Source organism: Rhodopseudomonas julia, assembly GCF_030813515.1.
Taxonomy (GTDB): Bacteria; Pseudomonadota; Alphaproteobacteria; order Rhizobiales; family Afifellaceae; genus Afifella; species Afifella julia.
Genome location: NZ_JAUSUK010000002.1, coordinates 975,392 through 998,859 on the forward strand (window position 1 = coordinate 975,392; position 23,468 = coordinate 998,859).

The 23,468-nt window shown below is 61.4% G+C and carries 17 protein-coding genes and 4 tRNA genes; 19 read left to right on the forward strand and 2 right to left on the reverse strand.

The features are described from left to right. Positions 1-586 precede the first annotated feature (586 nt). On the forward strand, positions 587-1,720 hold the full coding sequence (locus tag J2R99_RS13825; protein ID WP_307155019.1) for a 1-propanol dehydrogenase PduQ: 1,134 nt from the start codon (positions 587-589) through the stop codon (positions 1,718-1,720). A 303-nt stretch (positions 1,721-2,023) separates the two neighbouring features. On the opposite strand, the gene J2R99_RS13830 is transcribed toward J2R99_RS13825, so the two are convergent. Further along, positions 2,024-2,099 (reverse strand) — tRNA-Thr (locus J2R99_RS13830). Between the two features lie 472 nt (positions 2,100-2,571). On the opposite strand from J2R99_RS13830, the gene J2R99_RS13835 reads away from it, so the two are divergent. Next, a complete protein-coding gene (locus tag J2R99_RS13835; protein ID WP_307155020.1) occupies positions 2,572-3,003 on the forward strand; it encodes a BA14K family protein in 432 nt (143 codons plus the stop codon). 6 nt (positions 3,004-3,009) lie between these two features. Here the strand turns inward: J2R99_RS13835 and rlmB are convergent, their stop codons facing one another. After that, a complete protein-coding gene (gene rlmB / locus J2R99_RS13840; protein WP_307155021.1) occupies positions 3,010-3,822 on the reverse strand; it encodes a 23S rRNA (guanosine(2251)-2'-O)-methyltransferase RlmB in 813 nt (270 codons plus the stop codon). Positions 3,823-3,987: 165 nt separating this feature from the next. Here rlmB and J2R99_RS13845 point away from each other — a divergent pair. The 17 genes from J2R99_RS13845 to rpsJ all read left to right on the forward strand — a co-directional run bounded on the left by J2R99_RS13845 (position 3,988) and on the right by rpsJ (position 23,465). Beyond that, positions 3,988-4,072: transfer RNA gene (locus J2R99_RS13845), tRNA-Tyr, on the forward strand. A gap of 19 nt (positions 4,073-4,091) precedes the next feature. After that, a tRNA-Gly gene (locus tag J2R99_RS13850) sits at positions 4,092-4,165 on the forward strand. Positions 4,166-4,394: 229 nt separating this feature from the next. Beyond that, positions 4,395-5,570 (forward strand): elongation factor Tu, encoded by a 1,176-nt coding sequence (tuf, locus tag J2R99_RS13855; protein ID WP_307155022.1) that lies wholly within the window; start codon positions 4,395-4,397, stop codon positions 5,568-5,570. A 192-nt stretch (positions 5,571-5,762) separates the two neighbouring features. Further along, positions 5,763-5,838, forward strand: a tRNA-Trp gene (locus J2R99_RS13860). 132 nt (positions 5,839-5,970) lie between these two features. Then, a complete protein-coding gene (gene secE / locus J2R99_RS13865; RefSeq protein ID WP_092816647.1) occupies positions 5,971-6,168 on the forward strand; it encodes a preprotein translocase subunit SecE in 198 nt (65 codons plus the stop codon). Positions 6,169-6,187: 19 nt separating this feature from the next. Next, positions 6,188-6,718 (forward strand): transcription termination/antitermination protein NusG, encoded by a 531-nt coding sequence (nusG, locus tag J2R99_RS13870; protein ID WP_307155023.1) that lies wholly within the window; start codon positions 6,188-6,190, stop codon positions 6,716-6,718. Between the two features lie 169 nt (positions 6,719-6,887). Further along, on the forward strand, positions 6,888-7,316 hold the full coding sequence (gene rplK, locus J2R99_RS13875) for a 50S ribosomal protein L11 (RefSeq protein ID WP_092816651.1): 429 nt from the start codon (positions 6,888-6,890) through the stop codon (positions 7,314-7,316). A gap of 4 nt (positions 7,317-7,320) precedes the next feature. Beyond that, positions 7,321-8,019 carry a 50S ribosomal protein L1 gene (rplA, locus tag J2R99_RS13880; RefSeq protein ID WP_307155024.1) on the forward strand — a complete coding sequence of 233 codons (699 nt, stop codon included), beginning with the start codon at positions 7,321-7,323 and terminating at the stop codon, positions 8,017-8,019. A gap of 328 nt (positions 8,020-8,347) precedes the next feature. Further along, positions 8,348-8,866, forward strand: a complete 519-nt coding sequence (gene rplJ, locus J2R99_RS13885; protein ID WP_307155025.1) for a 50S ribosomal protein L10 — start codon at positions 8,348-8,350, stop codon at positions 8,864-8,866. A 51-nt stretch (positions 8,867-8,917) separates the two neighbouring features. Continuing rightward, positions 8,918-9,298 (forward strand): 50S ribosomal protein L7/L12, encoded by a 381-nt coding sequence (gene rplL, locus J2R99_RS13890; RefSeq protein ID WP_307155026.1) that lies wholly within the window; start codon positions 8,918-8,920, stop codon positions 9,296-9,298. Between the two features lie 150 nt (positions 9,299-9,448). Further along, positions 9,449-13,603 carry a DNA-directed RNA polymerase subunit beta gene (gene rpoB, locus J2R99_RS13895; RefSeq protein WP_307155027.1) on the forward strand — a complete coding sequence of 1,385 codons (4,155 nt, stop codon included), beginning with the start codon at positions 9,449-9,451 and terminating at the stop codon, positions 13,601-13,603. A 102-nt stretch (positions 13,604-13,705) separates the two neighbouring features. Then, the gene (gene rpoC, locus J2R99_RS13900; RefSeq protein WP_307155028.1) at positions 13,706-17,923 is read left to right on the forward strand and encodes a DNA-directed RNA polymerase subunit beta'; all 4,218 of its coding nucleotides are present in this window, start codon (positions 13,706-13,708) and stop codon (positions 17,921-17,923) included. Positions 17,924-18,911: 988 nt separating this feature from the next. Further along, positions 18,912-19,283 carry a 30S ribosomal protein S12 gene (gene rpsL / locus J2R99_RS13905; RefSeq protein WP_026381892.1) on the forward strand — a complete coding sequence of 124 codons (372 nt, stop codon included), beginning with the start codon at positions 18,912-18,914 and terminating at the stop codon, positions 19,281-19,283. An 11-nt stretch (positions 19,284-19,294) separates the two neighbouring features. Beyond that, the gene (gene rpsG, locus J2R99_RS13910) at positions 19,295-19,765 is read left to right on the forward strand and encodes a 30S ribosomal protein S7 (RefSeq protein WP_307155029.1); all 471 of its coding nucleotides are present in this window, start codon (positions 19,295-19,297) and stop codon (positions 19,763-19,765) included. 21 nt (positions 19,766-19,786) lie between these two features. Next, positions 19,787-21,877 carry an elongation factor G gene (fusA, locus tag J2R99_RS13915; protein WP_307155030.1) on the forward strand — a complete coding sequence of 697 codons (2,091 nt, stop codon included), beginning with the start codon at positions 19,787-19,789 and terminating at the stop codon, positions 21,875-21,877. Positions 21,878-21,918: 41 nt separating this feature from the next. Then, on the forward strand, positions 21,919-23,094 hold the full coding sequence (gene tuf / locus J2R99_RS13920; protein WP_307155022.1) for an elongation factor Tu: 1,176 nt from the start codon (positions 21,919-21,921) through the stop codon (positions 23,092-23,094). A 62-nt stretch (positions 23,095-23,156) separates the two neighbouring features. Then, positions 23,157-23,465: a 30S ribosomal protein S10 gene (rpsJ, locus tag J2R99_RS13925; protein ID WP_307155031.1), complete on the forward strand. Its 309-nt coding sequence runs from the start codon at positions 23,157-23,159 to the stop codon at positions 23,463-23,465. Positions 23,466-23,468 lie beyond the last annotated feature (3 nt).

Here is a 23,468-nt window from a genome sequence, read left to right on the forward strand (position 1 = left end):
GTCCCCGATCCAGCCTAGGCGGCGAGGGCGCATGGTCTCAGATCGACATTCCCCTGCATTTTTTCGTGATTCAATTGAGGGTTGTTGGCATTCGGGTGCCAACCGTCGCGTTGGGGACCGATTGCGGCCTGACGACTGATGTCCTGCTGACGGACGGTTAGCGCGCCAGCCTTAAAAAGACGAGGAAACACAGGGGCATAATGCCGCGGATGGACGCCGACACGATGCGTGGCGAGGCCCGATCGATTGCAGGCGAGCCATTCGAGATTGTCGAAAGCGACGGGAAAATACCCGGGATTGCGTGCTTCTCGCGATCATCCGAGCGATTCCGGTTCAGGCCGGTCACGCGATCGTGCCGGGGCGCCACTGTGCGACGGCTGCCATCGCGCGGCTCATTCGACCGACATACTACCCCTCATCGCTAGACGGAGCTCGGTCGACGCGCCAGATGATGGCGCACTGATCCGAAACTGGATGCGATGTCGCTTGGGGCTTGATGCGACGGCGCGAAGGGACCGGTTTTCAGCTCCGGGCAACGCCGGACCTAAAAATGCGGGGGAGCTCTTCGGCTAAGGAGGCCAAGACGATGAGCGCCATGCATACGTTTTCACTCAAGACGGAGGTCGTCTCCGGGGTGGGTACCCTCGAGCGGCTTCGTGAGTTCCACAACGAGCGGATCGGTATCGTCACCGATGCGCTTATGGTGAAGCTCGGCGTCGCGGACCGGGTACGGCAATACCTCTCCGACAGCGCTGTCACGATCTACGACAAGGTCACTCCCGATCCGCCCATCGCCAGCGTCAAGGAAGGGGCGAGGGAGCTTTCCTCCTTTCGTCCGACGATCATCATCGGCCTCGGCGGCGGTTCGGCCATCGATGCGGCGAAAGCGATTCTGGCGATTCTGCGCGAGATGAACAGTCGGCGTCGGATCACGTTCATCGCCATTCCGACGACGAGCGGGACTGGCTCTGAGGTGACGGCTTATTCGGTCATTTCCGATCCGGAGAAGGGCACGAAGTTCCCGCTTGTGTCCGACGAGCTCATTCCGGATATCGCGCTCCTTGAACCGGAGTTCGTGCGCACTGTGCCGCCGCAGATTACGGCGGATACCGGCATGGACGTGCTGACCCATGCTCTGGAGGCCTATGTCGCCCATTGTGCGACCGATTTTTCCGATGCTCTTGCCGAGAAGGCTGTCAGCCTGACCTTCAAGAACCTCCCCGTGGTTTTCGCCGATGGCCAAAACGTGGAAGGCCGGATTGCGATGCACAACGCCTCGTGCATGGCGGGCATGGCGTTCAACTCGGCCGGGCTCGGTCTCAACCACGGGCTCGCGCATGCCATCGGAGGCCGCCTGCATATTCCGCACGGGCGCATCAACGCTATGCTCCTGCCGTATGTAATCGCGTTCAACGCCGGCCTCGACAAAAACTCTGCTGAGCCCGCAGCCGAGCGCTACGCGCGGTTGGCCCGGCTTCTCGATCTTGACGGCGAGACGGCACTGCAAGGCACGCAGAATTTGATCGATGCGATTGTGGGACTGAACAAGCGCTTCGGAGTTCCGCTGACGCTCAAGGCTTTGGGTGCTGACATGGATGTGCTGACGCAGGCCAAGGATGCGCTGGTTGCTTCCGCGTTGGCGGATTTCTGCACGTCCGGAAATCCGCGCAAGCCGAGCGCGGAGGATGTTCGGCGCCTCATCGACAAGGTTGCCGGCTGAGATGCTGGACCGTTCGACCTCAGCATCGTTTGGGTGCTGTCGACAGGCCTGAGCGGCCTACTGCGTCGTCTTGGCGGCCCTTCCTGGCGTTGCAATCTTACGGAAAGGTGGGGAGCGAAATTGGCGCTTACTTCCCCAGAGACTGCGCTTGCGCGGTCCCTGTCGCCGGACAAAGGCCGCGCCGTTCAGGCGCGGCCGAGCCTCTCTGAGGTGAGAGGCGTCGTGCTCGCGAATGAGCGCTTGCCGACGATCGCGTGAGTCGGAGACCGGCTGACTCAGAATCAAGTGTTTTTAAAGTGAAAATGGTGCCGGCTGAGGGACTCGAACCCCCGACCCCCTGATTACAAATCAGATGCTCTACCAACTGAGCTAAGCCGGCACGGCGCACGACAGCGGACTTTTTTCGTGCCATTCGATGCGCTTGCAAGGCTCCAATCCGGCAGTTTGAAGCCGCTTGGAACGAATATTCCCTAACCGCTCCTTCTGGCAGGTGCAACAGCTTCGTAGGCGCGCTCGCGAGCCCATCGCAACGATGGCTTTCTGGACGATCATGCGAGACGAAACGCGTCGAGAGATCGACCGCGATTCCTCTCATGCGCGCACAACAGGGGCTGCGAGGGCGGCGAGAATCGACCGTGTTCACGGAGCTTTCCGGTAAAAGAAACGTGATCGGACCTTTTCAATGGGGAACGCGCGGCTGCTGAATTTGTTAGCGTTCTAAGAACGGTTGGCCGCAGGACGATCTTGTTGTGCGGTCCGCAGGAGATTTCGTTATGCAATCCAGGTCTACTCGGACAGCAATCGCTATCGCGGCAGGGCTTTCGATGGTGATTGCGTCTCTTTCGCCGACAATGGCAGCGATGCCTCGGGCGCCGCAGACGTCGCCGGCCAATGCCGTCGAAGCCCCTCTGATTAAGGTGCAGGATCGTCACTGGCGCGGCGGCCACCGCATCGGGCCTCGCGCCCCGGGGCGGTATTATCGCGACCACCGATATCGGGGGCATCATTACCGCGATCGGCACTATCGTTATGGGCGGCACTATTACCGGCATCGCCATAGGAATGGCTTCGGTGCGGGTGTCGCCGGCTTCGGCCTTGGGCTGGCTCTCGGCGGCGCCATGGCGCAGCCGCGTTATTATGCGGCTCCTCCAGCCTATGCCGGTGCGAGGCCTGCGCCTTGGACGCGCGAATGGTATGCCTATTGCGCCTCCAAATACCGCAGCTTCGATCCGCGCAGCGGCACGTTCCAGCCGTATAACGGTCCGCGCCGCCTCTGCCGCTGAGGCGATTCAGCGACGTTCGGAGCGGCCTGCCTCGTAAAGCGCGATGGCTGCGGCATTGGAAACGTTGAGACTTGCGATCGGCGGACGTGTGGGAAGCCGCACCAGCCGGTCGCATGTCGCTGCGGTTTTTTCCCGCAGGCCTTTGCCTTCCGCGCCGAGAACGAGAACAGCGGGTTTGGGCACAGGCTCATCGCCCAACGCGTCCGCGGCCTCACCGTCGAGCCCGAGCAGGTGGAAGCCTGCGTCTCGCAGCTCCTCCAACGCATTTGAGAGATTGCGCACGCGCACGATTGCGACGTGTTCCAGCGCGCCGGAAGCGGTTTTCGCAAGAACGCCGGTTTCGGGCGGTGAATGGCGGTCTGTCATGATCAGAAAAGTCGCGCCGAAGGCGGCCGCAGAGCGAAGAACCGCACCGACATTGTGCGGGTCCGTCACCTGATCGAGCGCAACGATCATGTCGGCGCCGATGCAGTCGGAAAGTTCTGGCTCGGCTAGGGGATCGCAGAAAAGCGCGACGCCTTGATGCACCGTGTCGGAGCCGAGCAATTTGTCCATCTCGCGCGTTGTGGAGGGTTCCGGCCATTCCATGTCCGGGACGAGCCCTTTGAGCCGGTTGAGCGCATTGGCCGTTGCGACGAGGCGATGGATCTTTCTTTCCGGATTCTTCAACGCTTCGCTGACGGCGTGAAAGCCGTAGATGGCCGAAGGGGAATCGGCAGGAGGCGTGCGCGGGCTTCGCCGGCCGGACCGTCCGGCGTTCTCGCCGGGGCGCCGGCGCCTTCTCATATTCGTATCGTTGGACATCGCTTGCTTGCTCAATTGACCGTCTTCTCCCATCGCACCGAACTTCACGAAATGGCAACGGTGGGCTTTCGTGCTGCGGGCGTTGACAGGCCGGGGCGCCACCTGCATATACGCCGCCACCGACGGTTTCGGTTTTCCAACCGAGACCTCGCTTTCGCCAGTCGTTTCGACGGCCGCACCGGAGGGGTGCCCGAGTGGCTAAAGGGGACGGGCTGTAAACCCGTTGGCTATGCCTACGTTGGTTCGAATCCAACCCCCTCCACCAGCGGCCCGCGAAACGCTGTGCGGGTATAGCTCAATGGTAGAGCAGCAGCCTTCCAAGCTGAATATGCGGGTTCGATTCCCGCTACCCGCTCCAGATTTCGTTCAAGACCCGAAACCAGAGGCGCTTGTGGCGCATCGATGCCCGGCCGCTTTCGGGCTCGGCTGCGCGACCTCCCTGGCGTTTTGGCGCGAGATCTTGGCTCCGCCTTCCCGGGATCTTTCTTTGTGGCGTGCATGTGACGCACGGCCTCTTGCACCATCGCGCGTACCATCGTACTAGGCGCGCCGAAAATCCCCGTCGAACTCAGCCTTGGTAGAGGGAAATGGCAAAAGAGAAATTTTCGCGCACGAAGCCGCATGCGAACATCGGGACGATCGGTCACGTCGACCATGGCAAGACGACGCTGACGGCAGCGATCACGAAGTTCTTTGGCGAGTATCGGGCTTACGACCAGATTGATGCGGCGCCGGAAGAGAAGGCGCGCGGCATCACGATCTCGACGGCGCATGTCGAGTACGAGACGGAAGCCCGTCACTACGCGCATGTCGACTGCCCTGGGCACGCGGACTATGTGAAGAACATGATCACGGGCGCGGCGCAGATGGACGGCGCGATCCTGGTGGTGTCTGCGGCGGACGGTCCGATGCCGCAGACGCGCGAGCACATTCTGCTCGCCCGTCAGGTCGGTGTTCCGGCGCTGGTCGTTTACATGAACAAGGTCGACCAGGTTGACGACGAGGAGCTTCTTGAGCTCGTCGAGCTCGAGGTTCGCGAGCTTCTGTCGTCCTACGAATTCCCGGGCGACGACATTCCGGTGATCAAGGGCTCGGCGCTTGTGGCGCTCGAGGACGGCGACAAGGCGCTTGGCGAGGATTCGATCCGGGCGCTGATGGCGGCGGTCGACGAGTACATCCCGACGCCGGAGCGTCCGATCGACCAGCCGTTCCTGATGCCGATTGAAGACGTGTTCTCGATCTCCGGCCGTGGCACGGTTGTGACGGGTCGTGTGGAACGCGGGCAGATCAAGGTCGGCGAGGAAGTCGAGATCGTCGGCATCCGCGACACGCGCAAGACGACGGTGACGGGCGTTGAGATGTTCCGCAAGCTGCTGGACTCGGGCCAGGCGGGCGACAACATCGGCGCGCTTCTTCGCGGCATCGACCGTGAGGGCGTGGAGCGCGGGCAGATCCTGTGCAAGCCGGGTTCGGTGACGCCACACACGAAGTTCAAGGCGGAAGCGTACATTCTGACGAAGGAAGAGGGTGGGCGGCACACGCCGTTCTTCACCAACTACCGTCCTCAGTTCTACTTCCGTACGACGGACGTGACGGGTGTCGTGACGCTGCCCGAGGGCACCGAGATGGTGATGCCGGGCGATAATGTAACGATGGACGTGACGCTGATCGTGCCGATCGCGATGGAAGAGAAGCTGCGCTTCGCCATCCGTGAAGGCGGCCGCACCGTCGGCGCCGGCATCGTCTCCGAAATCATCGAGTAACCGCGATCGGGCGTGAAGACGGGCCGACCGTGACGGATTGCTGCGGATCGGCCTTTCACGCTCGAAGGTTGCTCGGTTGCGCTTGCGCCGGCCGCCGCATCTGTGTAGTTCCAGCGGCAGACGAGTCGGCCGCCACGGTCACTCAAGCGAATTTCGATCCGGCAAGTCGCATTCGGCGATGATGCCGGGTGAAGGGGTGTAGCTCAGCTGGTAGAGCACCGGTCTCCAAAACCGGTGGTCGGGGGTTCGAATCCCTCCGCCCCTGCCAGATTACAGACGGGATCGCGATCCACTCTTAAGGGAGCCTTAATGAGGGGGTTGCGTCGACGGATGAAACTGACTAACTAGAAGGTTCGGAGGCGCGCGGTCAGGGTGATCGCGCGCCTTTGAGTTCGGCGGCATGGCGAAAACCAATCCTTTTCAATTCCTACAGCAGACGCGGACCGAGGTCGGCAAGGTCACCTGGCCAACTCGGCGCGAGACGCTGATCACAACCGTGATGGTCTTCGTCATGGTATTTCTGGCGGCGATTTTCTTTTTCGTCGCGGACCAGATTATGAGCTGGGGCGTCGGGTTGCTGCTCGGCGCTGCCGGCTGAGCCCGCAAGGCAGAGATTGATGGCGAAACGCTGGTATATCGTCCACGCCTACTCGAATTTTGAGAACAAGGTCGCTGAGTCCATTCGCGAAAAAGCGGAGGCGGCGGGGCTCGATCATCTGATCGATGAGATCCTGGTTCCGAAGGAGAAGGTTGTCGAGGTGCGCCGTGGCCGCAAGGTCGACGCAGAGCGCAAGTTTTTTCCGGGCTATGTGCTCGTGAAGATGGATATGACCGACGAGGCGTTCCATCTCATCAAGAACACGCCGAAAGTGACCGGCTTTCTTGGCACGGACAACAAACCGACGCCGATTCCCGATTCGGAAGCCGAGCGCATCATGGCGCAGGTGCAGGAAGGCGTCGATCGTCCGAAGCCTTCCGTCAATTTCGAGATTGGCGAACGAATTCGTGTTGCCGACGGACCTTTCGCGTCCTTCGAGGGCAATGTCGAGGAGGTCGACGAGGAGAGGGCGCGCGTCAAAGTGGCGGTGTCGATCTTCGGGCGTTCGACCCCGGTCGAGTTGGAATACGGGCAGGTCGAAAAGCTCTGACCCGAATGGCCGCCGGTCGGTGCGATCCGGCGGTCGAGCGGAAGACCCAGGTCTTCCAGTTGAAGTGTGGAAGGTCGGGACGGTGGCCACAGCGTCCCATCAAGGCCGTACCACGCGTCGCGCCGCGCCGCCGGGGTCGGTCTCCGGGCGGCACATAACGGAGTGAAAGATGGCAAAGAAGATTACGGGGTACCTGAAGTTGCAGGTGCCGGCGGGTGCGGCTAATCCGTCTCCGCCAATCGGACCGGCGCTCGGTCAGCGCGGTTTGAACATTATGCAGTTCTGCAAGGATTTCAACGCTGCTTCTCAGGAAATGGAGAAGGGCTCGCCGGTGCCGGTGGTGATCACCATCTTCGCCGACAAATCCTTCACCTTCGCGATGAAGACGCCGCCGGTGTCCTACTTCCTGAAGAAGGCCGCCAAGGTCCAGAAGGGCTCGAAGGCGCCGGGCAAGGATGGTGCTGGCAAGGTGTCGCGCGATCAGGTGCGCGAGATCGCCGAGCAGAAAATGAAGGATCTCAATGCTGCCGACGTCGAGGCAGCGATGCGTATGGTCGAGGGCTCTGCGCGCTCGATGGGCCTGGAAGTGGTGGGCTGACGTCATGGCAAAAATGGCAAAGCGTATGCAGTCGATCTCGGAAGGCGTCGACCGCGAAAAGCTCTACCCCGCAGAGGATGCGGTTCGCATGGTCAAGGAGCGCGCCAGGGCTAAGTTCGACGAAACGGTCGAGGTGGCTTTCAATCTCGGTGTCGATCCTCGGCATGCCGACCAGATGGTTCGTGGCGTCGTCTCTCTGCCGAACGGCACGGGCCGCACGGTGCGCGTCGCCGTCTTCGCTCGTGGCGAAAAGGCTGACGAAGCGCAGAAGGCGGGTGCCGATGTCGTGGGCGCTGAAGACCTTGTAGAACAGGTTCAGAATGGCCAAATCAACTTCGATCGGGTCATCGCCACACCGGACATGATGCCGCTCGTCGGTCGTCTCGGTAAGATCCTCGGGCCGCGCGGCATGATGCCGAACCCGAAGGTCGGAAGCGTGACCATGGATGTTGCCAAGGCCGTCAAGGACGCCAAGGGCGGTTCGGTCGAATTCCGCGTCGAGAAGGCGGGTATCGTTCACGCCGGCATCGGGAAGGCCTCGTTCAGCGAGCAGGCGCTCGTCGAAAACCTGCGCGCGTTCACCGATGCGGTCAATCGCGCCAAGCCGAGCGGCGCCAAGGGGTCGTATCTGCAGCGCGTCACGCTCGCCTCGACCCAGGGACCTGGCGTCAAGATCGACGTCAGCTCGCTTTCCGCGAGCTGATCAGAAATTCCAGCCGGAGCGATCCGGCCGGAAAGGCCGCCGGCAAGCCGGCGGCCGACCTGTCCGAGACTGCAGGTGAGGAATTTACTCCTCTTAAGCCCGCGTTTTTACAAAGGGCCTGCATGAGACGGTGATGGGCCGAACTCGCCGCAAGGCTGTCGGTTCGAACCTCAGCCCCCGGTTCTCCGGGGCCCGCGCCTTCGTCGCGAAGGCAGGGGGACAGGCGTTCACCGCCGCCCTCTCCGCAAGGAGTGGCCCGCAAGGGCAGGGCGGCAGAAGCGAAGCCGTCTCCCTGTCCAAAGATGGGGAGGCAGATGAGGAAGAGGCAGTGGATAGAGCGCAGAAAAGCGAAATGGTCGACAGCCTCAACGGCGTGTTTTCGGACACGGGCGTTGTGGTCGTTGCCCACTATTCCGGCCTGACCGTTGCGGACATGACCGACCTTCGCGGTCGCATGCGCGCTGCGGGCGGGAGCCTCAAGGTGGTCAAGAACCGCCTCGTCAAGCTCGCTCTGAAGGGCACGGACGCCGAGCATATCAGCGATCTGTTCCAGGGTCCGACGGTCATCGCCTATTCAGACGATCCCGTCGCTGCTCCCAAGGTTGCCGCAGACTTCGCCAAGGCGAAGGACAAGTTTGTCATTCTCGGCGGCGCCATGGGCGCAACCAACCTGGACAAGGACGGAGTGGAGGCGCTGGCCAAGCTTCCGTCGCTGGATGAGCTGCGTGCCAAGCTGGTTGGCATGATCAATACGCCTGCCACTCGCATTGCGGGTGTCACGCAGGCGCCTGCCGCACAGCTTGCCCGGGTTTTCGGAGCGTACGCGAAAAAGGACGAGGCGGCTTGAGGCCGGCCTTGAAGAGACCAATCCGGTTCGAACCGACAAGGAACTGAGTAAATGGCTGATCTTGCTAAGATTGTGGACGATCTGTCCAACCTGACCGTGCTGGAGGCCGCCGAGCTCTCCAAGATGCTGGAAGAGAAGTGGGGCGTCTCCGCCGCCGCTCCGGTTGCCGTTGCGGCTGCCGGTGGCGCTGCTGGCGGTGAGGCCGCTGCGGAAGAGGAAAAGGATGAATTCGACGTCATCCTCGCCTCTGCCGGCGACAAGAAGATCAACGTCATCAAGGAAGTCCGCGCCATCACCGGCCTCGGACTGAAAGAGGCGAAGGATCTCGTCGAAGGCGCTCCGAAGCCGGTCAAGGAAGCGGCCTCCAAGTCTGAGGCCGAAGAGATCAAGAAGAAGCTCGAAGAAGCCGGCGCAACCGTCGAGCTCAAGTAAGCTTCTGTTGGCGCACAGAAATTTGTGCGTTTGAGATTGGGCGGTCCCGCGTAAAGCGGGGCCGCCCGCAGGCTTTCTCGATGGTCGCCCGTCAAGGCGACCCTCCAGACAGCCGTCAACATCCGCTCCGAGCGAGGACGAGGACCATCCATGGCGAACACTGCCGTTCAGACCGCAAGCTTTTCCGGCCGCCGCCGCATCCGCAAGTTCTTTGGTCACATCACCGAAGCGGCCGAGATGCCGAACCTGATCGAGGTGCAGAAATCCTCCTACGATCAGTTTCTCATGGTGGAAGAGCCAGAGGGCGGCCGCGGCGACGAAGGCATCCAGGCCGTATTCAAGTCCGTTTTCCCGATCACGGACTTCTCCGGCCAGGCGATGCTGGAGTTTGTGCGCTACGAATTTGAGCCGCCGAAATACGATACCGAGGAATGCCGGCAGCGTGACATGACCTACGCCGCGCCGCTCAAGGTGACGCTGCGGCTGATCGTCTTCGATGTGGACGAGGATACGGGTGCAAAGTCCGTCAAGGACATCAAAGAGCAGGACGTCTATATGGGCGACATGCCGTTGATGACGGACAACGGCACCTTCATCATCAACGGCACCGAGCGCGTCATCGTCTCGCAGATGCATCGCTCGCCGGGCGTCTTCTTCGACCACGACAAGGGCAAGACGCATTCCTCCGGCAAGCTTCTGTTTGCCGCCCGCATCATCCCGTATCGCGGCTCCTGGCTCGACATCGAGTTCGACGCCAAGGACGTGGTGCATGCCCGCATCGACCGTCGCCGCAAGATTCCGGTCACGTCGCTTTTGATGGCGCTCGGGATGGACGGCGAGGAGATTCTGTCGACCTTCTACGACATCGTGACGGCGACGCGCGGGGACAATGGCTGGATCGTGCCTTTCGATCCGGAAAAGCTGCGCGGCACCAAGGCGAGCGAAGATTACGTCGATGCCGCGAGCGGCGAGGTTGTCGTCGAGGCTGGCAAGAAGATCACCGCCCGCCTGGCGCGCCAGCTTGTGGAAAAGGGCGTCAAGTCACTGATGGTCTCTGACGAGCAGGTGCTCGGCCGTTATCTCGGCGAGGACATCGTGAATTTCGAGACCGGCGAGATCTATGCGGAGGCCGGCGACGAGATTTCCGAGAAGATGCTCGACCAGCTTCGTGAGCTGAACCGCGACGAGCTCGCGCTTCTCGAGATCGATCACGTCAATGTCGGCGCATATATGCGCAACACGCTTGCCGCCGATAAGAACGAGAGCCGCGAAGACGCGCTTTTCGATATCTATCGGGTGATGCGTCCGGGCGAGCCGCCGACGATCGAGACGGCGGAGGCGATGTTCCAGTCGCTGTTCTTCGATCCGGAGCGCTACGACCTCTCCGCCGTCGGTCGCGTGAAGATGAACATGCGTCTCGACCTCCAGACCGAGGACACGATGCGGGTCTTGCGCAAGGAGGATATCCTTGCCGTCATCCGCATGCTGCTCGACCTGCGTGACGGTCGCGGCGAGATCGACGATATCGACAATCTCGGCAACCGCCGTGTGCGTTCGGTCGGCGAGCTGATGGAAAATCAGTACCGCGTCGGTCTTCTGCGCATGGAGCGGGCGATCAAGGAGCGCATGTCGTCGGTCGAGATCGATACGGTGATGCCGCAGGATCTGATCAACGCCAAGCCGGCCGCTGCCGCTGTGCGCGAGTTCTTCGGTTCCTCGCAGCTGTCGCAGTTCATGGACCAGACGAATCCGCTGTCGGAAATCACTCACAAGCGGCGCCTGTCGGCGCTCGGACCGGGTGGTCTGACGCGTGAGCGGGCCGGCTTCGAAGTGCGCGACGTGCATCCGACCCATTACGGTCGTATCTGCCCGATTGAGACGCCGGAAGGCCCGAATATCGGCCTCATCAACTCGCTCGCGACCTTCGCTCGGGTCAACAAGTATGGCTTCATCGAGAGCCCGTACCGGCGCATCGTCGAAGGCAAGGTGACCGACGAGGTCGTCTATCTCTCGGCCATGGAAGAGGCGAAGTACACGGTCGCCCAGGCGAACGCTCAGCTCGACGAAGATGGACGTTTCGCCAACGAACTCGTCACATGCCGCCACAGCGGCGACGTCTCGATGGTGTCACGCGACAAGGTCGATCTCATGGACGTGTCGCCGAAGCAGCTCGTTTCGGTGGCGGCGGCGCTCATTCCGTTCCTGGAAAACGATGACGCCAACCGCGCGCTCATGGGCTCAAACATGCAGCGGCAGGCCGTGCCTCTGGTGCGCGCCGAGGCGCCGCTGGTCGGCACGGGCATGGAGCCGATCGTGGCACGCGATTCGGGCGCTGCGATCACGGCACGGCGTACCGGCGTCGTCGATCAGGTTGACGCGACACGTATCGTCATCCGGGCCACGGAAGAGATCGACACCTCGAAGTCCGGTGTCGACATCTACCGGCTGCAGAAGTTCCAGCGTTCCAACCAGAACACCTGCATCACGCAGCGTCCGCTGGTGCGGGTCGGTGAGCAGGTACGCAAGGGCGAGGTGATTGCCGACGGTCCGTCGACGGATATCGGCGATCTTGCGCTCGGGCGGAACGTGCTCGTCGCGTTCATGCCGTGGAACGGCTACAACTTCGAGGATTCCATCCTTCTGTCGGAGCGGATCGTTCGCGACGACGTCTTCACTTCGATCCACATCGAAGAATTCGAGGTGATGGCGCGCGATACGAAGCTCGGTCCGGAAGAGATCACGCGCGATATTCCGAACGTCTCGGAAGAGGCGCTTCGCAATCTCGACGAGGCGGGCATCGTTTATATCGGTGCGGAAGTGCAGCCGGGCGACATTCTGGTTGGTAAGATCACGCCGAAGGGCGAGAGCCCGATCACGCCGGAAGAGAAGCTTCTGCGTGCGATCTTCGGCGAGAAGGCTTCGGATGTGCGTGACACCTCGCTCCGCATGCCGCCAGGAACCTACGGCACCATCGTCGAAGTGCGCGTCTTCAACCGCCACGGCGTGGAGAAAGACGAGCGCGCGATGGCGATCGAGCGCGAAGAAATCGAACGCCTTGCCAAGGACCGCGACGACGAGCAGTCGATCCTAGACCGCAATATTTATGGCCGTCTGGCCGACATGCTGCGCGGTGAGGCGGGTGCTGCCGGACCGAAGGGCTTCAAGAAGGGGACTGAAATCACCGACGAGGTGATGGCAGAGTATCCCCGCTCGCAGTGGTGGCTGTTTGCCGTCGGCGACGACAAGAAAATGTCGGACATCGAGGGTCTGAAGCAGCAGTACGACGAGAGCCGCAAGCGTCTTGAGAACCGCTTCATCGACAAGGTGGAGAAGCTGCAGCGCGGCGACGAGCTGCCTCCCGGCGTCATGAAGATGGTCAAGGTCTTCGTCGCTGTGAAGCGCAAGATCCAGCCTGGCGACAAGATGGCCGGCCGACATGGCAACAAGGGTGTCGTGTCGAAGATCGTTCCGGTCGAGGACATGCCGTTCCTAGCAGACGGGACGCATGCCGATATCGTGCTCAATCCGCTTGGCGTGCCAAGCCGCATGAATGTCGGACAGATTCTCGAAACGCATCTCGGTTGGGCTTGTGCTAATCTCGGCAAGCAGATCGGTGAGCTTGTAGAAGTCTATCGCAAGAGCGGCGACGTTCAGCCTTTGCGCTCACATCTGTCGGGCATCTACGACGACAACGAGAAGAACGAGAAGATCTCGTCGTTCGACGATGAATCCGTCGTGCGGCTCGGTCATCAGCTCACCTCCGGCGTGCCGATCGCGACCCCGGTCTTCGACGGCGCCAAAGAGGCCGATATCGACGAGCTTCTGGAAAAGGCGGGTCTCAACCGCTCGGGCCAGGCGCAGCTTTTCGACGGCAAAACCGGCGAGGCGTTCGATCGTAACGTGACGGTCGGCTACATCTACATGCTGAAGCTGCACCATCTCGTCGACGACAAGATCCATGCGCGCTCCATCGGCCCGTACTCTCTCGTCACCCAGCAGCCGCTGGGCGGTAAGGCACAGTTCGGCGGACAGCGTTTCGGCGAAATGGAGGTGTGGGCCCTGGAAGCTTACGGCGCGGCCTATACCTTGCAAGAGATGCTAACGGTGAAATCGGACGACGTCGCGGGCCGGACCAAAGTCTACGAAGCGATCGTCAGAGGCGACGATACCTTCGAAGCGGGTATCCCGGAGAGCTTCAACGTTCTCGTCAAAGAGATGCGTTCGCTCGGCCTTAGCGTCGATCTGGAAGATTCCGAGAAGATGCGTTCTCTGCCACAGAGTTACGACAAGGATGCCGCAGAATAGTGCGGCATCCCATTGCCTCGACCAGACTAACCCAGCCGCTTCCCCCGGCGGCGCGGCGTCGCTTGGTGCGGCGCGAGGAACATTGGCAAGGAGAATGACCCTATGAACCAAGAGGTCATGAACATCTTCAGCCCGCAGGCGCAGCAGCAGACGTTCGATCAGATTCGGATTTCGCTCGCGAGCCCTGAGAAGATTCTGTCTTGGTCTTACGGCGAGATCAAAAAGCCGGAAACCATCAACTACCGGACGTTCAAGCCTGAACGCGACGGTCTGTTCTGCGCGCGCATCTTTGGCCCGATCAAGGACTATGAGTGCCTGTGCGGCAAGTACAAGCGGATGAAGTATAAGGGCATCATCTGCGAAAAGTGCGGTGTGGAAGTGACGCTCGCCCGTGTTCGGCGCGAGCGGATGGGCCATATCGAGCTCGCCGCTCCGGTTGCTCATATCTGGTTCTTGAAGTCGCTTCCGTCCCGCATCGGCCTCATGCTCGACATGACGCTGAAGGACATCGAGCGCGTCCTCTATTTCGAGAACTACATCGTCGTTGAGCCGGGCATCACGCCGCTCCAGGAGAAGCAGTTGCTCTCCGAAGACGAGTATCTCGAGGCGCAGGATCAGTACGGTGCCGACAGCTTCACCGCCATGATCGGCGCGGAAGCGGTGCGCGAGTTGCTGATGGCGATCGATCTCGAGACGGAGGCCGTGCGCCTGCGTCAGGAGATCGCCGAGGCGACGACGGAGCTGAAGCCGAAGAAGCTCGCCAAGCGCCTGAAGGTGATCGAGGCGTTCATGGCGTCCGGCAACCGTCCCGAATGGATGGTGATGACGGTCGTTCCGGTCATTCCGCCGGATCTGCGCCCGCTCGTCCCGCTTGATGGCGGTCGCTTTGCGACGTCGGATCTCAACGATCTCTATCGCCGTGTCATCAACCGCAACAACCGCCTGAAGCGCCTGATCGAGCTTCGTGCCCCGGACATCATCATCCGCAACGAAAAGCGGATGTTGCAGGAATCCGTCGATGCGTTGTTCGATAACGGCCGTCGCGGTCGCGTCATCACGGGCACCAACAAGCGCCCGCTGAAGTCGCTCTCCGACATGCTGAAGGGCAAGCAGGGCCGTTTCCGGCAGAACCTTCTTGGCAAGCGCGTCGACTATTCCGGCCGTTCGGTCATCGTGGTCGGCCCGGAGATGAAGCTGCATCAGTGCGGCCTGCCGAAGAAGATGGCGCTCGAGCTGTTCAAGCCGTTCATCTATTCGCGTCTCGACGCCAAGGGCTATTCGGCCACGGTGAAGCAGGCGAAGAAGCTGGTGGAGAAGGAGAAGCCGGAAGTCTGGGATATCCTGGACGAGGTCATCCGTGAGCATCCGGTGATGTTGAACCGGGCGCCGACTTTGCACCGCCTCGGCATTCAGGCTTTCGAGCCGGTGTTGGTGGAAGGCAAGGCGATCCAGCTTCATCCGCTCGTTTGTGCGGCCTTCAATGCCGACTTCGACGGCGACCAGATGGCAGTCCACGTGCCGCTGTCTCTGGAAGCGCAGCTCGAAGCCCGCGTCCTGATGATGTCGACCAACAACATTCTGCACCCGGCAAATGGTCAGCCGATCATCGTGCCGTCGCAGGATATCGTTCTTGGTCTCTATTATCTCTCGGTGATGCAGGACAACGAGCCGGGCGAGGGAATGCTGTTCGGTTCGATCAACGAGTTGCATCATGCACTCGAGGTCGGTGCGGTGACGCTGCACACGAAGATCAAAGGTCGCTACAAGGGCATCGGCCCCGATGGCGAGCCGAACTCGAAGATCTATGAGACAACGCCTGGACGCATGCTGATCGGCGAGCTTCTTCCGAAGCATCCGGCCATCCCGTTCGACATCTGCAACAAGCTGATGACGAAGAAGGAGATCAGCCGGACGATCGATACGGTTTACCGGCATACGGGGCAGAAAGAGACTGTGATCTTCTGCGACCGGATCATGCAGCTCGGCTTCCGTCAGGCGGCTCGCGCCGGCATTTCGTTCGGCAAGGACGACATGGTCATTCCGGAGGCGAAGACGGCGCTCGTCGAAGAGACGCGTCAGCTCGCGGCTGAATATGAGCAGCAGTACAACGACGGCCTGATCACTCAGGGCGAGAAGTACAACAAAGTCGTCGACGCGTGGGCGAAGTGCACCGATAAGGTCGCCGACGAGATGATGAAGAAGATCCAGGCGGTCGAGTTCGATGAAGAGACCGGACGCCAGAAGCAGGTCAACTCCATCTATATGATGTCGCATTCTGGTGCGCGTGGTTCACCTGCGCAGATGAAGCAGCTTGCCGGTATGCGTGGTCTGATGGCCAAGCCGTCGGGTGAGATCATCGAAAGCCCGATCATCTCCAACTTCAAGGAGGGTCTGTCGGTTCTGGAGTACTTCAACTCCACGCACGGTGCCCGAAAGGGTCTGGCCGACACCGCTTTGAAGACGGCGAACTCGGGTTATCTTACGCGCCGTCTCGTCGACGTGGCCCAGGACTGCATCATCACCGAGACGGATTGCGGCTCGGAGAACGGCCTCACCATGCAGGCGATTGTCGATGCGGGCCAGGTTGTCGCGACGATCGGCCAGCGCGTCCTTGGACGTACGGCAGCCGAAGACGTGACGGATGCGGCAACGGGCGAGGTCATTGTTCCGAAGGGCGAGCTCATCGAAGAGCGGCATGTGGAAGCGATCGAAGCGGCGGGCGTGCAGTCCGTGCTCATTCGTTCGGTTCTCACCTGCGAGACCAAATACGGCGTCTGCGGCAAGTGCTACGGTCGCGATCTGGCTCGCGGCACTCCGGTCAATATGGGTGAAGCCGTCGGCGTCATTGCGGCACAGTCGATCGGCGAGCCGGGAACGCAGCTCACTATGCGTACCTTCCACATTGGTGGTACGGCACAGGTGGTCGACCAGTCGTTCCTGGAATCGACGTTCGAGGGCACGGTCGAAATTCGCAACCGTTCTGTGGTGCGCAATTCCGATGGCCGGCTCATCGCCATGGGCCGCAACATGCAGGTCGCCATTCTCGACGAGAAGGGCAAGGAGAGGTCGAGCCATCGCGTTCCGTACGGCGCCAAGCTGTTCGTGGACGAGGGCGACAAGATCAAGCGCGGGCAGCGGATCGCCGAATGGGATCCGTACACTCGGCCGATCGTCACCGAAGTCGGCGGCAAGGTGTCGTTTGAGGATATGGTCGAAGGCGCGTCCGTCACGGAGACGGCCGACGAATCGACCGGCATCACCAAGCGTGTCGTCATCGACTGGCGGGCGAGCCCACGTGGCGCGAATTTGAAGCCTGCTCTCGTTGTCTTCGATGCGAACGGCGAACCGGCCAAGCTCGAGCGCGGCGGCGACGCCCGCTACCAGCTGTCGGTCGATGCCATTCTCTCGGTTGAGCCGGGAGACGAGGTTTCGCCGGGCGATGTGCTGGCACGTATCCCGCTTGAAAGCGCCAAGACGCGCGACATCACCGGCGGTCTTCCGCGGGTGGCGGAACTCTTCGAAGCGCGGCGTCCGAAGGATCACGCTATCATTGCCGAGCAGGCAGGCATGGTTCGTTTCGGCCGCGACTACAAGAACAAGCGGCGTATTGTGATCGAGCCTGTCGATGGCGAAGGCGAGCCGGTGGAATACTTGATCCCGAAGGGACGGCCGTTCCATCTGCAAGAGGGAGACGTCATCGAGAAGGGCGACTTCATCCTCGACGGTCTGCCGGCCCCGCACGACATCCTGGCGATCAAGGGCGTGGAAGAGCTTGCTGCCTACCTCGTCAACGAGATCCAGGAGGTCTACCGGCTGCAGGGCGTGTTGATCAACGACAAGCACATCGAGGTGATCGTTCGCCAGATGCTGCAGAAGGTTGAGATCACCGAGCAGGGCGACAGCGACCTCATCTCGGGCGAGCAGGTCGATCGTATCGAGCTCGATGCCATCAATGCGCGGCTCCACGAGGAAGGCAAGCGGACGGCGGAAGGCGTGCCGGTTCTGCTGGGTATCACCAAGGCGAGCCTGCAGACCCGCTCGTTCATCTCCGCGGCCTCCTTCCAGGAGACCACTCGGGTGCTCACCGATGCTGCCGTCAACGGCAAGATCGATACGCTCGAAGGCCTCAAGGAGAACGTCATCGTCGGCCGCCTCATTCCGGCTGGTACCGGTGGCGCGATCGCGCGGCTGCGGGCGATCGCCCAGCGGCGTGACGAGCTCATTGCCGAGGACGAGCGCAAGCGGGCGGAGATCTCCGCCAAGGCGGCTCTCGTCGATCTCAGCGGTGGCGAGGGTGCCCCTGTCGACGCGGCTGAATAGCCTCTCGCAGGCTCTCTGTTGAGTTTGAAAGCCCCGGCCGAGTGCCGGGGCTTTTCGCGTCTGAGGGATGGGTCCGCGTGCCGGTGACATGGCCTCTGTGGCCGGCGGAACACATGCCTCTGCGAACTGCGCCCCGTTTACTTCCTCGACATTTTCTCGCGTGAAAATCGCTTGTGCAGGCCGGCGATTCCTTTAGAGCAGCGCGGCCGGCGAAGAACCGCCGCAAGGCTCACAAGATCAGGCACTGGGGAATGAACCTTTTCGGCCGCCCGCCGTTAACGGGGCCGAGGGGAACCAGAACTCAACGGAACAGGATAGATGGCCGGACACCTAGTCAAACGCACCCTGCTGTTTTTCGGGTTGACGTTCGGGTACGCGACGATCGCTGCGATCCCGTACCTCAACTGAGGCAGATTTTCAGTTCACCAAAAGGGCCGGCCGTTGCGCCGGCCTTTTTTCGTTTGGGGATGGTGCGAGGGCGCTCGGGGAATCGCGGCGGGACGCCAATGGGATAGGCCGACGATTCGCCTTAGGCGAATTTCGCGCGCTGAAGGCCTTGCGGCCGCGATTCTGTTTCGATTAGAATCACTTGGCGTCAAATTTCTCAGGCAATCGTGCCATACTTCGCCTTGCAGCGAACGATATGACGATCGAGGCGACCCGGATGGGAGCTTCTGAGCCGCCGTTTCCGGGCTCTATGCCGCAAACGTTAAGAAAACCCGGGCCTCGGGGTTGACGTAGTCCCTGCCACTGGCTAGATGAGCATCACCCAAGGGGCAGGCGGTAAGCCAAGCCCTGTTTCGTGCGTCCATTGCGCGAGACTACAAGGCTTAAACGCTGCCCGGGTTTGAATGCGATACGAGTTTTGGATCATGATTGCGGTATCCCGCAATCCTCTGTTTCGAGCGCTGCAACCTTCAAAAGGTGATGCGGCGCGATTCGCGTCGTGTTCGTGAGGGATTCGTTAGAACGGAAGCCGGACATATTAATGCCGACGATCAACCAGCTCATCCGCAAGCCGCGTCACGACAAGCCGCGGCGTAACAAGGTGCCGGCGCTCGAGGCCAATCCGCAAAAGCGCGGTGTGTGCACGCGCGTCTACACGACGACGCCGAAGAAGCCGAACTCCGCGCTGCGTAAGGTCGCCAAGGTGCGCCTCACCAACGGCTACGAAGTCGTCGGCTACATTCCGGGCGAGGGTCACAATCTTCAGGAGCACTCCGTGGTGATGATCCGCGGCGGTCGCGTGAAGGACCTTCCGGGTGTTCGCTATCACATTCTGCGCGGCGTTCTCGACACGCAGGGCGTCAAAGACCGTCGCCAGCGTCGTTCGAAGTACGGCGCGAAACGGCCGAAGTAAGGAGAGGGGCGATGTCGCGACGCCGTCGTGCAGACAAGCGGGAAATCAATCCCGATCCGAAATATGGAGATCGCGTGATCTCCAAGTTCATGAACTCCGTGATGTATCACGGTAAGAAATCGGCCGCTGAATCGATCGTCTACGGGGCGCTCGAGAGTGTGGAAGGTCGGATGCGCCAGGATCCTGTCGCGATCTTCCATCAGGCGCTCGACAACGTCATGCCGCATGTGGAAGTGCGCTCCCGCCGTGTCGGTGGTGCGACCTACCAGGTGCCGGTCGAGGTTCGGGTGGATCGTCGGCAGGCGCTGGCCATTCGCTGGCTGATCACGGCCGCACGCGGCCGTAACGAGCGGACCATGAAGGAGCGCCTTTCCGGCGAGCTCATGGACGCTGCCAACAACCGCGGAAATGCGGTGAAGAAGCGCGAAGACACGCACCGCATGGCGGAAGCGAACCGCGCCTTCTCCCATTACCGCTGGTAACCGCAAGAAACGGGGCCGCATATGCCACGCGACTATAAGATCGAGGACTACCGCAATTTCGGCATCATGGCGCACATTGATGCTGGAAAGACCACGACTACGGAGCGGATCCTCTTCTACACCGGCAAGAGCCATAAGATGGGCGAGGTCCATGAGGGCGCCGCCACCATGGATTGGATGGAGCAGGAGCAGGAGCGGGGCATCACGATCACGTCGGCTGCGACGACCACCTTCTGGGCGGGTCGCGACGGCAAGAAGCGGCGCCTCAATATCATCGACACTCCGGGCCACGTGGACTTCACGATTGAAGTCGAGCGTTCCCTGCGCGTGCTCGATGGTGCGATTGCCCTCCTCGACGCCAATGCCGGCGTCGAGCCTCAGACCGAGACGGTTTGGCGTCAGGCGGACAAATACAAAGTCCCGCGCATGATCTTCGTCAACAAAATGGACAAGATCGGTGCCGACTTTTACCGCTGCGTTGAGATGATCGAAGATCGTCTTGGTGCTCAGCCGCTGGTCCTCCAGCTGCCGGTCGGCGCTGAAAGCGACTTCAAGGGCGTCGTCGATCTCATTGAGATGAATGCACGCCTGTGGCGCGACGAGACGCTTGGCGCGCAGTGGGACGACGTGGAGATCCCGGAAGATCTTCGCGATAGGGCCGAAGAGTGGCGCGAGAAGCTGATCGAGACCGTCGTCGAGCTCGATGACACCGTCATGGAAGCCTATCTGGAAGGCAACGTTCCGGATAACGACACGATCCGCCGGCTCGTCCGTAAGGGCACCTGCGCCGTGCAGTTCTTCCCGATCCTCGCTGGCTCTGCGTTCAAGAACAAGGGCGTCCAGCTTCTGCTCGACGCGGTGGTCGATTACCTGCCGAGCCCGGTCGAAGTGCATGCCATCCGTGGCATCGACCCAAAGACGGGCGAAGAGGTCAAGCGGGTTTCATCTGACGACGAGCCGCTTTCGATGCTCGCCTTCAAGATCATGAATGACCCGTTCGTCGGTTCTCTGACCTTTGCGCGCATCTATTCCGGCAAGCTGGAATCGGGTGCGAGCCTTATGAACACGGTGAAGGAGAAGCGGGAACGCATCGGTCGTATGCTTCTCATGCACTCCAACAACCGCGAAGAGATCAAGGAAGCGTTCGCTGGCGACATCGTCGCGCTCGTCGGTCTTAAGGACACGACGACGGGTGATACGCTTTGCGATCCGGTGAAGCCGGTCATCCTGGAGCGGATGGAGTTCCCTGATCCGGTCATCGAGATCGCGATCGAGCCGAATTCCAAGGCTGACCAGGAGAAGATGGGTCTCGCTCTCAACCGCCTGGCGCAGGAGGATCCGTCCTTCCGCGTGAAGACGGACGAGGAATCCGGGCAGACGATCATCGCCGGCATGGGCGAGCTTCACCTCGACATTCTCGTCGATCGCATGAAGCGCGAATTCAAGGTCGCTGCGAATGTCGGTCAGCCGCAGGTGGCGTATCGCGAGACCATCACGCAGGCCGCCGAGATCGACTACACGCATAAGAAGCAGAGCGGCGGTTCGGGCCAGTTCGCCCGCGTCAAGATCGTGTTCGAGCCGCAGGAGGCCGGTGCTGGCTTTGCGTTCGAATCCAAGATCGTCGGCGGCAACGTGCCGAAGGAATATATCCCGGGTGTCCAGAAGGGCCTCGAGAGTGTTCTGGGGAACGGCGTGCTCGCCGGCTTCCCGATGGTCGACCTCAAGGCAACGCTCCTCGACGGCGCGTACCATGACGTTGACTCCTCGGTGCTGGCGTTCGAGATCGCGGCGCGTGCTGCGTTCCGCGAAGGTGCCCAGAAGGCCAAGCCGGTTCTTCTTGAGCCGGTCATGAAGGTCGAGGTGGTGACGCCGGAGGATTACACCGGATCTGTGATCGGTGACCTCAATTCCCGGCGAGGGCAGGTGCAGGGCCAGGAGATGCGGGGCAATGCCACCGTCATCAATGCCATGGTGCCGCTTGCCAACATGTTTGGTTACGTCAACACGCTGCGCTCGATGAGCCAGGGGCGTGCTCAGTACACCATGCAGTTCGACCATTACTCACCGGTGCCGAGCCAGGTCGCCCAGGAAATTCAATCGAAATACGCCTGATTTCTTCAGAAACAGGTTGAGAAGTCAGACGGAGAGAGCTGATGGCAAAAGAGAAATTTTCGCGCACGAAGCCGCATGCGAACATCGGGACGATCGGTCACGTCGACCATGGCAAGACGACGCTGACGGCAGCGATCACGAAGTTCTTTGGCGAGTATCGGGCTTACGACCAGATTGATGCGGCGCCGGAAGAGAAGGCGCGCGGCATCACGATCTCGACGGCGCATGTCGAGTACGAGACGGAAGCCCGTCACTACGCGCATGTCGACTGCCCTGGGCACGCGGACTATGTGAAGAACATGATCACGGGCGCGGCGCAGATGGACGGCGCGATCCTGGTGGTGTCTGCGGCGGACGGTCCGATGCCGCAGACGCGCGAGCACATTCTGCTCGCCCGTCAGGTCGGTGTTCCGGCGCTGGTCGTTTACATGAACAAGGTCGACCAGGTTGACGACGAGGAGCTTCTTGAGCTCGTCGAGCTCGAGGTTCGCGAGCTTCTGTCGTCCTACGAATTCCCGGGCGACGACATTCCGGTGATCAAGGGCTCGGCGCTTGTGGCGCTCGAGGACGGCGACAAGGCGCTTGGCGAGGATTCGATCCGGGCGCTGATGGCGGCGGTCGACGAGTACATCCCGACGCCGGAGCGTCCGATCGACCAGCCGTTCCTGATGCCGATTGAAGACGTGTTCTCGATCTCCGGCCGTGGCACGGTTGTGACGGGTCGTGTGGAACGCGGGCAGATCAAGGTCGGCGAGGAAGTCGAGATCGTCGGCATCCGCGACACGCGCAAGACGACGGTGACGGGCGTTGAGATGTTCCGCAAGCTGCTGGACTCGGGCCAGGCGGGCGACAACATCGGCGCGCTTCTTCGCGGCATCGACCGTGAGGGCGTGGAGCGCGGGCAGATCCTGTGCAAGCCGGGTTCGGTGACGCCACACACGAAGTTCAAGGCGGAAGCGTACATTCTGACGAAGGAAGAGGGTGGGCGGCACACGCCGTTCTTCACCAACTACCGTCCTCAGTTCTACTTCCGTACGACGGACGTGACGGGTGTCGTGACGCTGCCCGAGGGCACCGAGATGGTGATGCCGGGCGATAATGTAACGATGGACGTGACGCTGATCGTGCCGATCGCGATGGAAGAGAAGCTGCGCTTCGCCATCCGTGAAGGCGGCCGCACCGTCGGCGCCGGCATCGTCTCCGAAATCATCGAGTAACCGCGATCGGGCGTGGCTTGTTCGCACCCGCGGACACCACGCCCCGTCTGTGAGGCAATGAAATGAACGGACAGAACATCCGGATCCGGCTTAAGGCCTTCGATCACCGCGTTCTCGATTCGTCGACGGCGGAAATCGTCTCGACGGCGAAGAGGACCGGGGCGCAGGTCCGCGGGCCGATCCCGCTGCCGACCCGGATTGAGAAGTTCACGGTGAACCGGTCGCCGCATGTCGACAAGAAAAGCCGCGAGCAGTTTGAAATCCGCACGCACAAGCGCCTGCTCGATATCCTCGATCCCACACCGCAGACGGTCGATGCTTTGATGAAGCTCGACCTCGCGGCGGGCGTCGACGTCGAGATCAAGCTCTAGCGG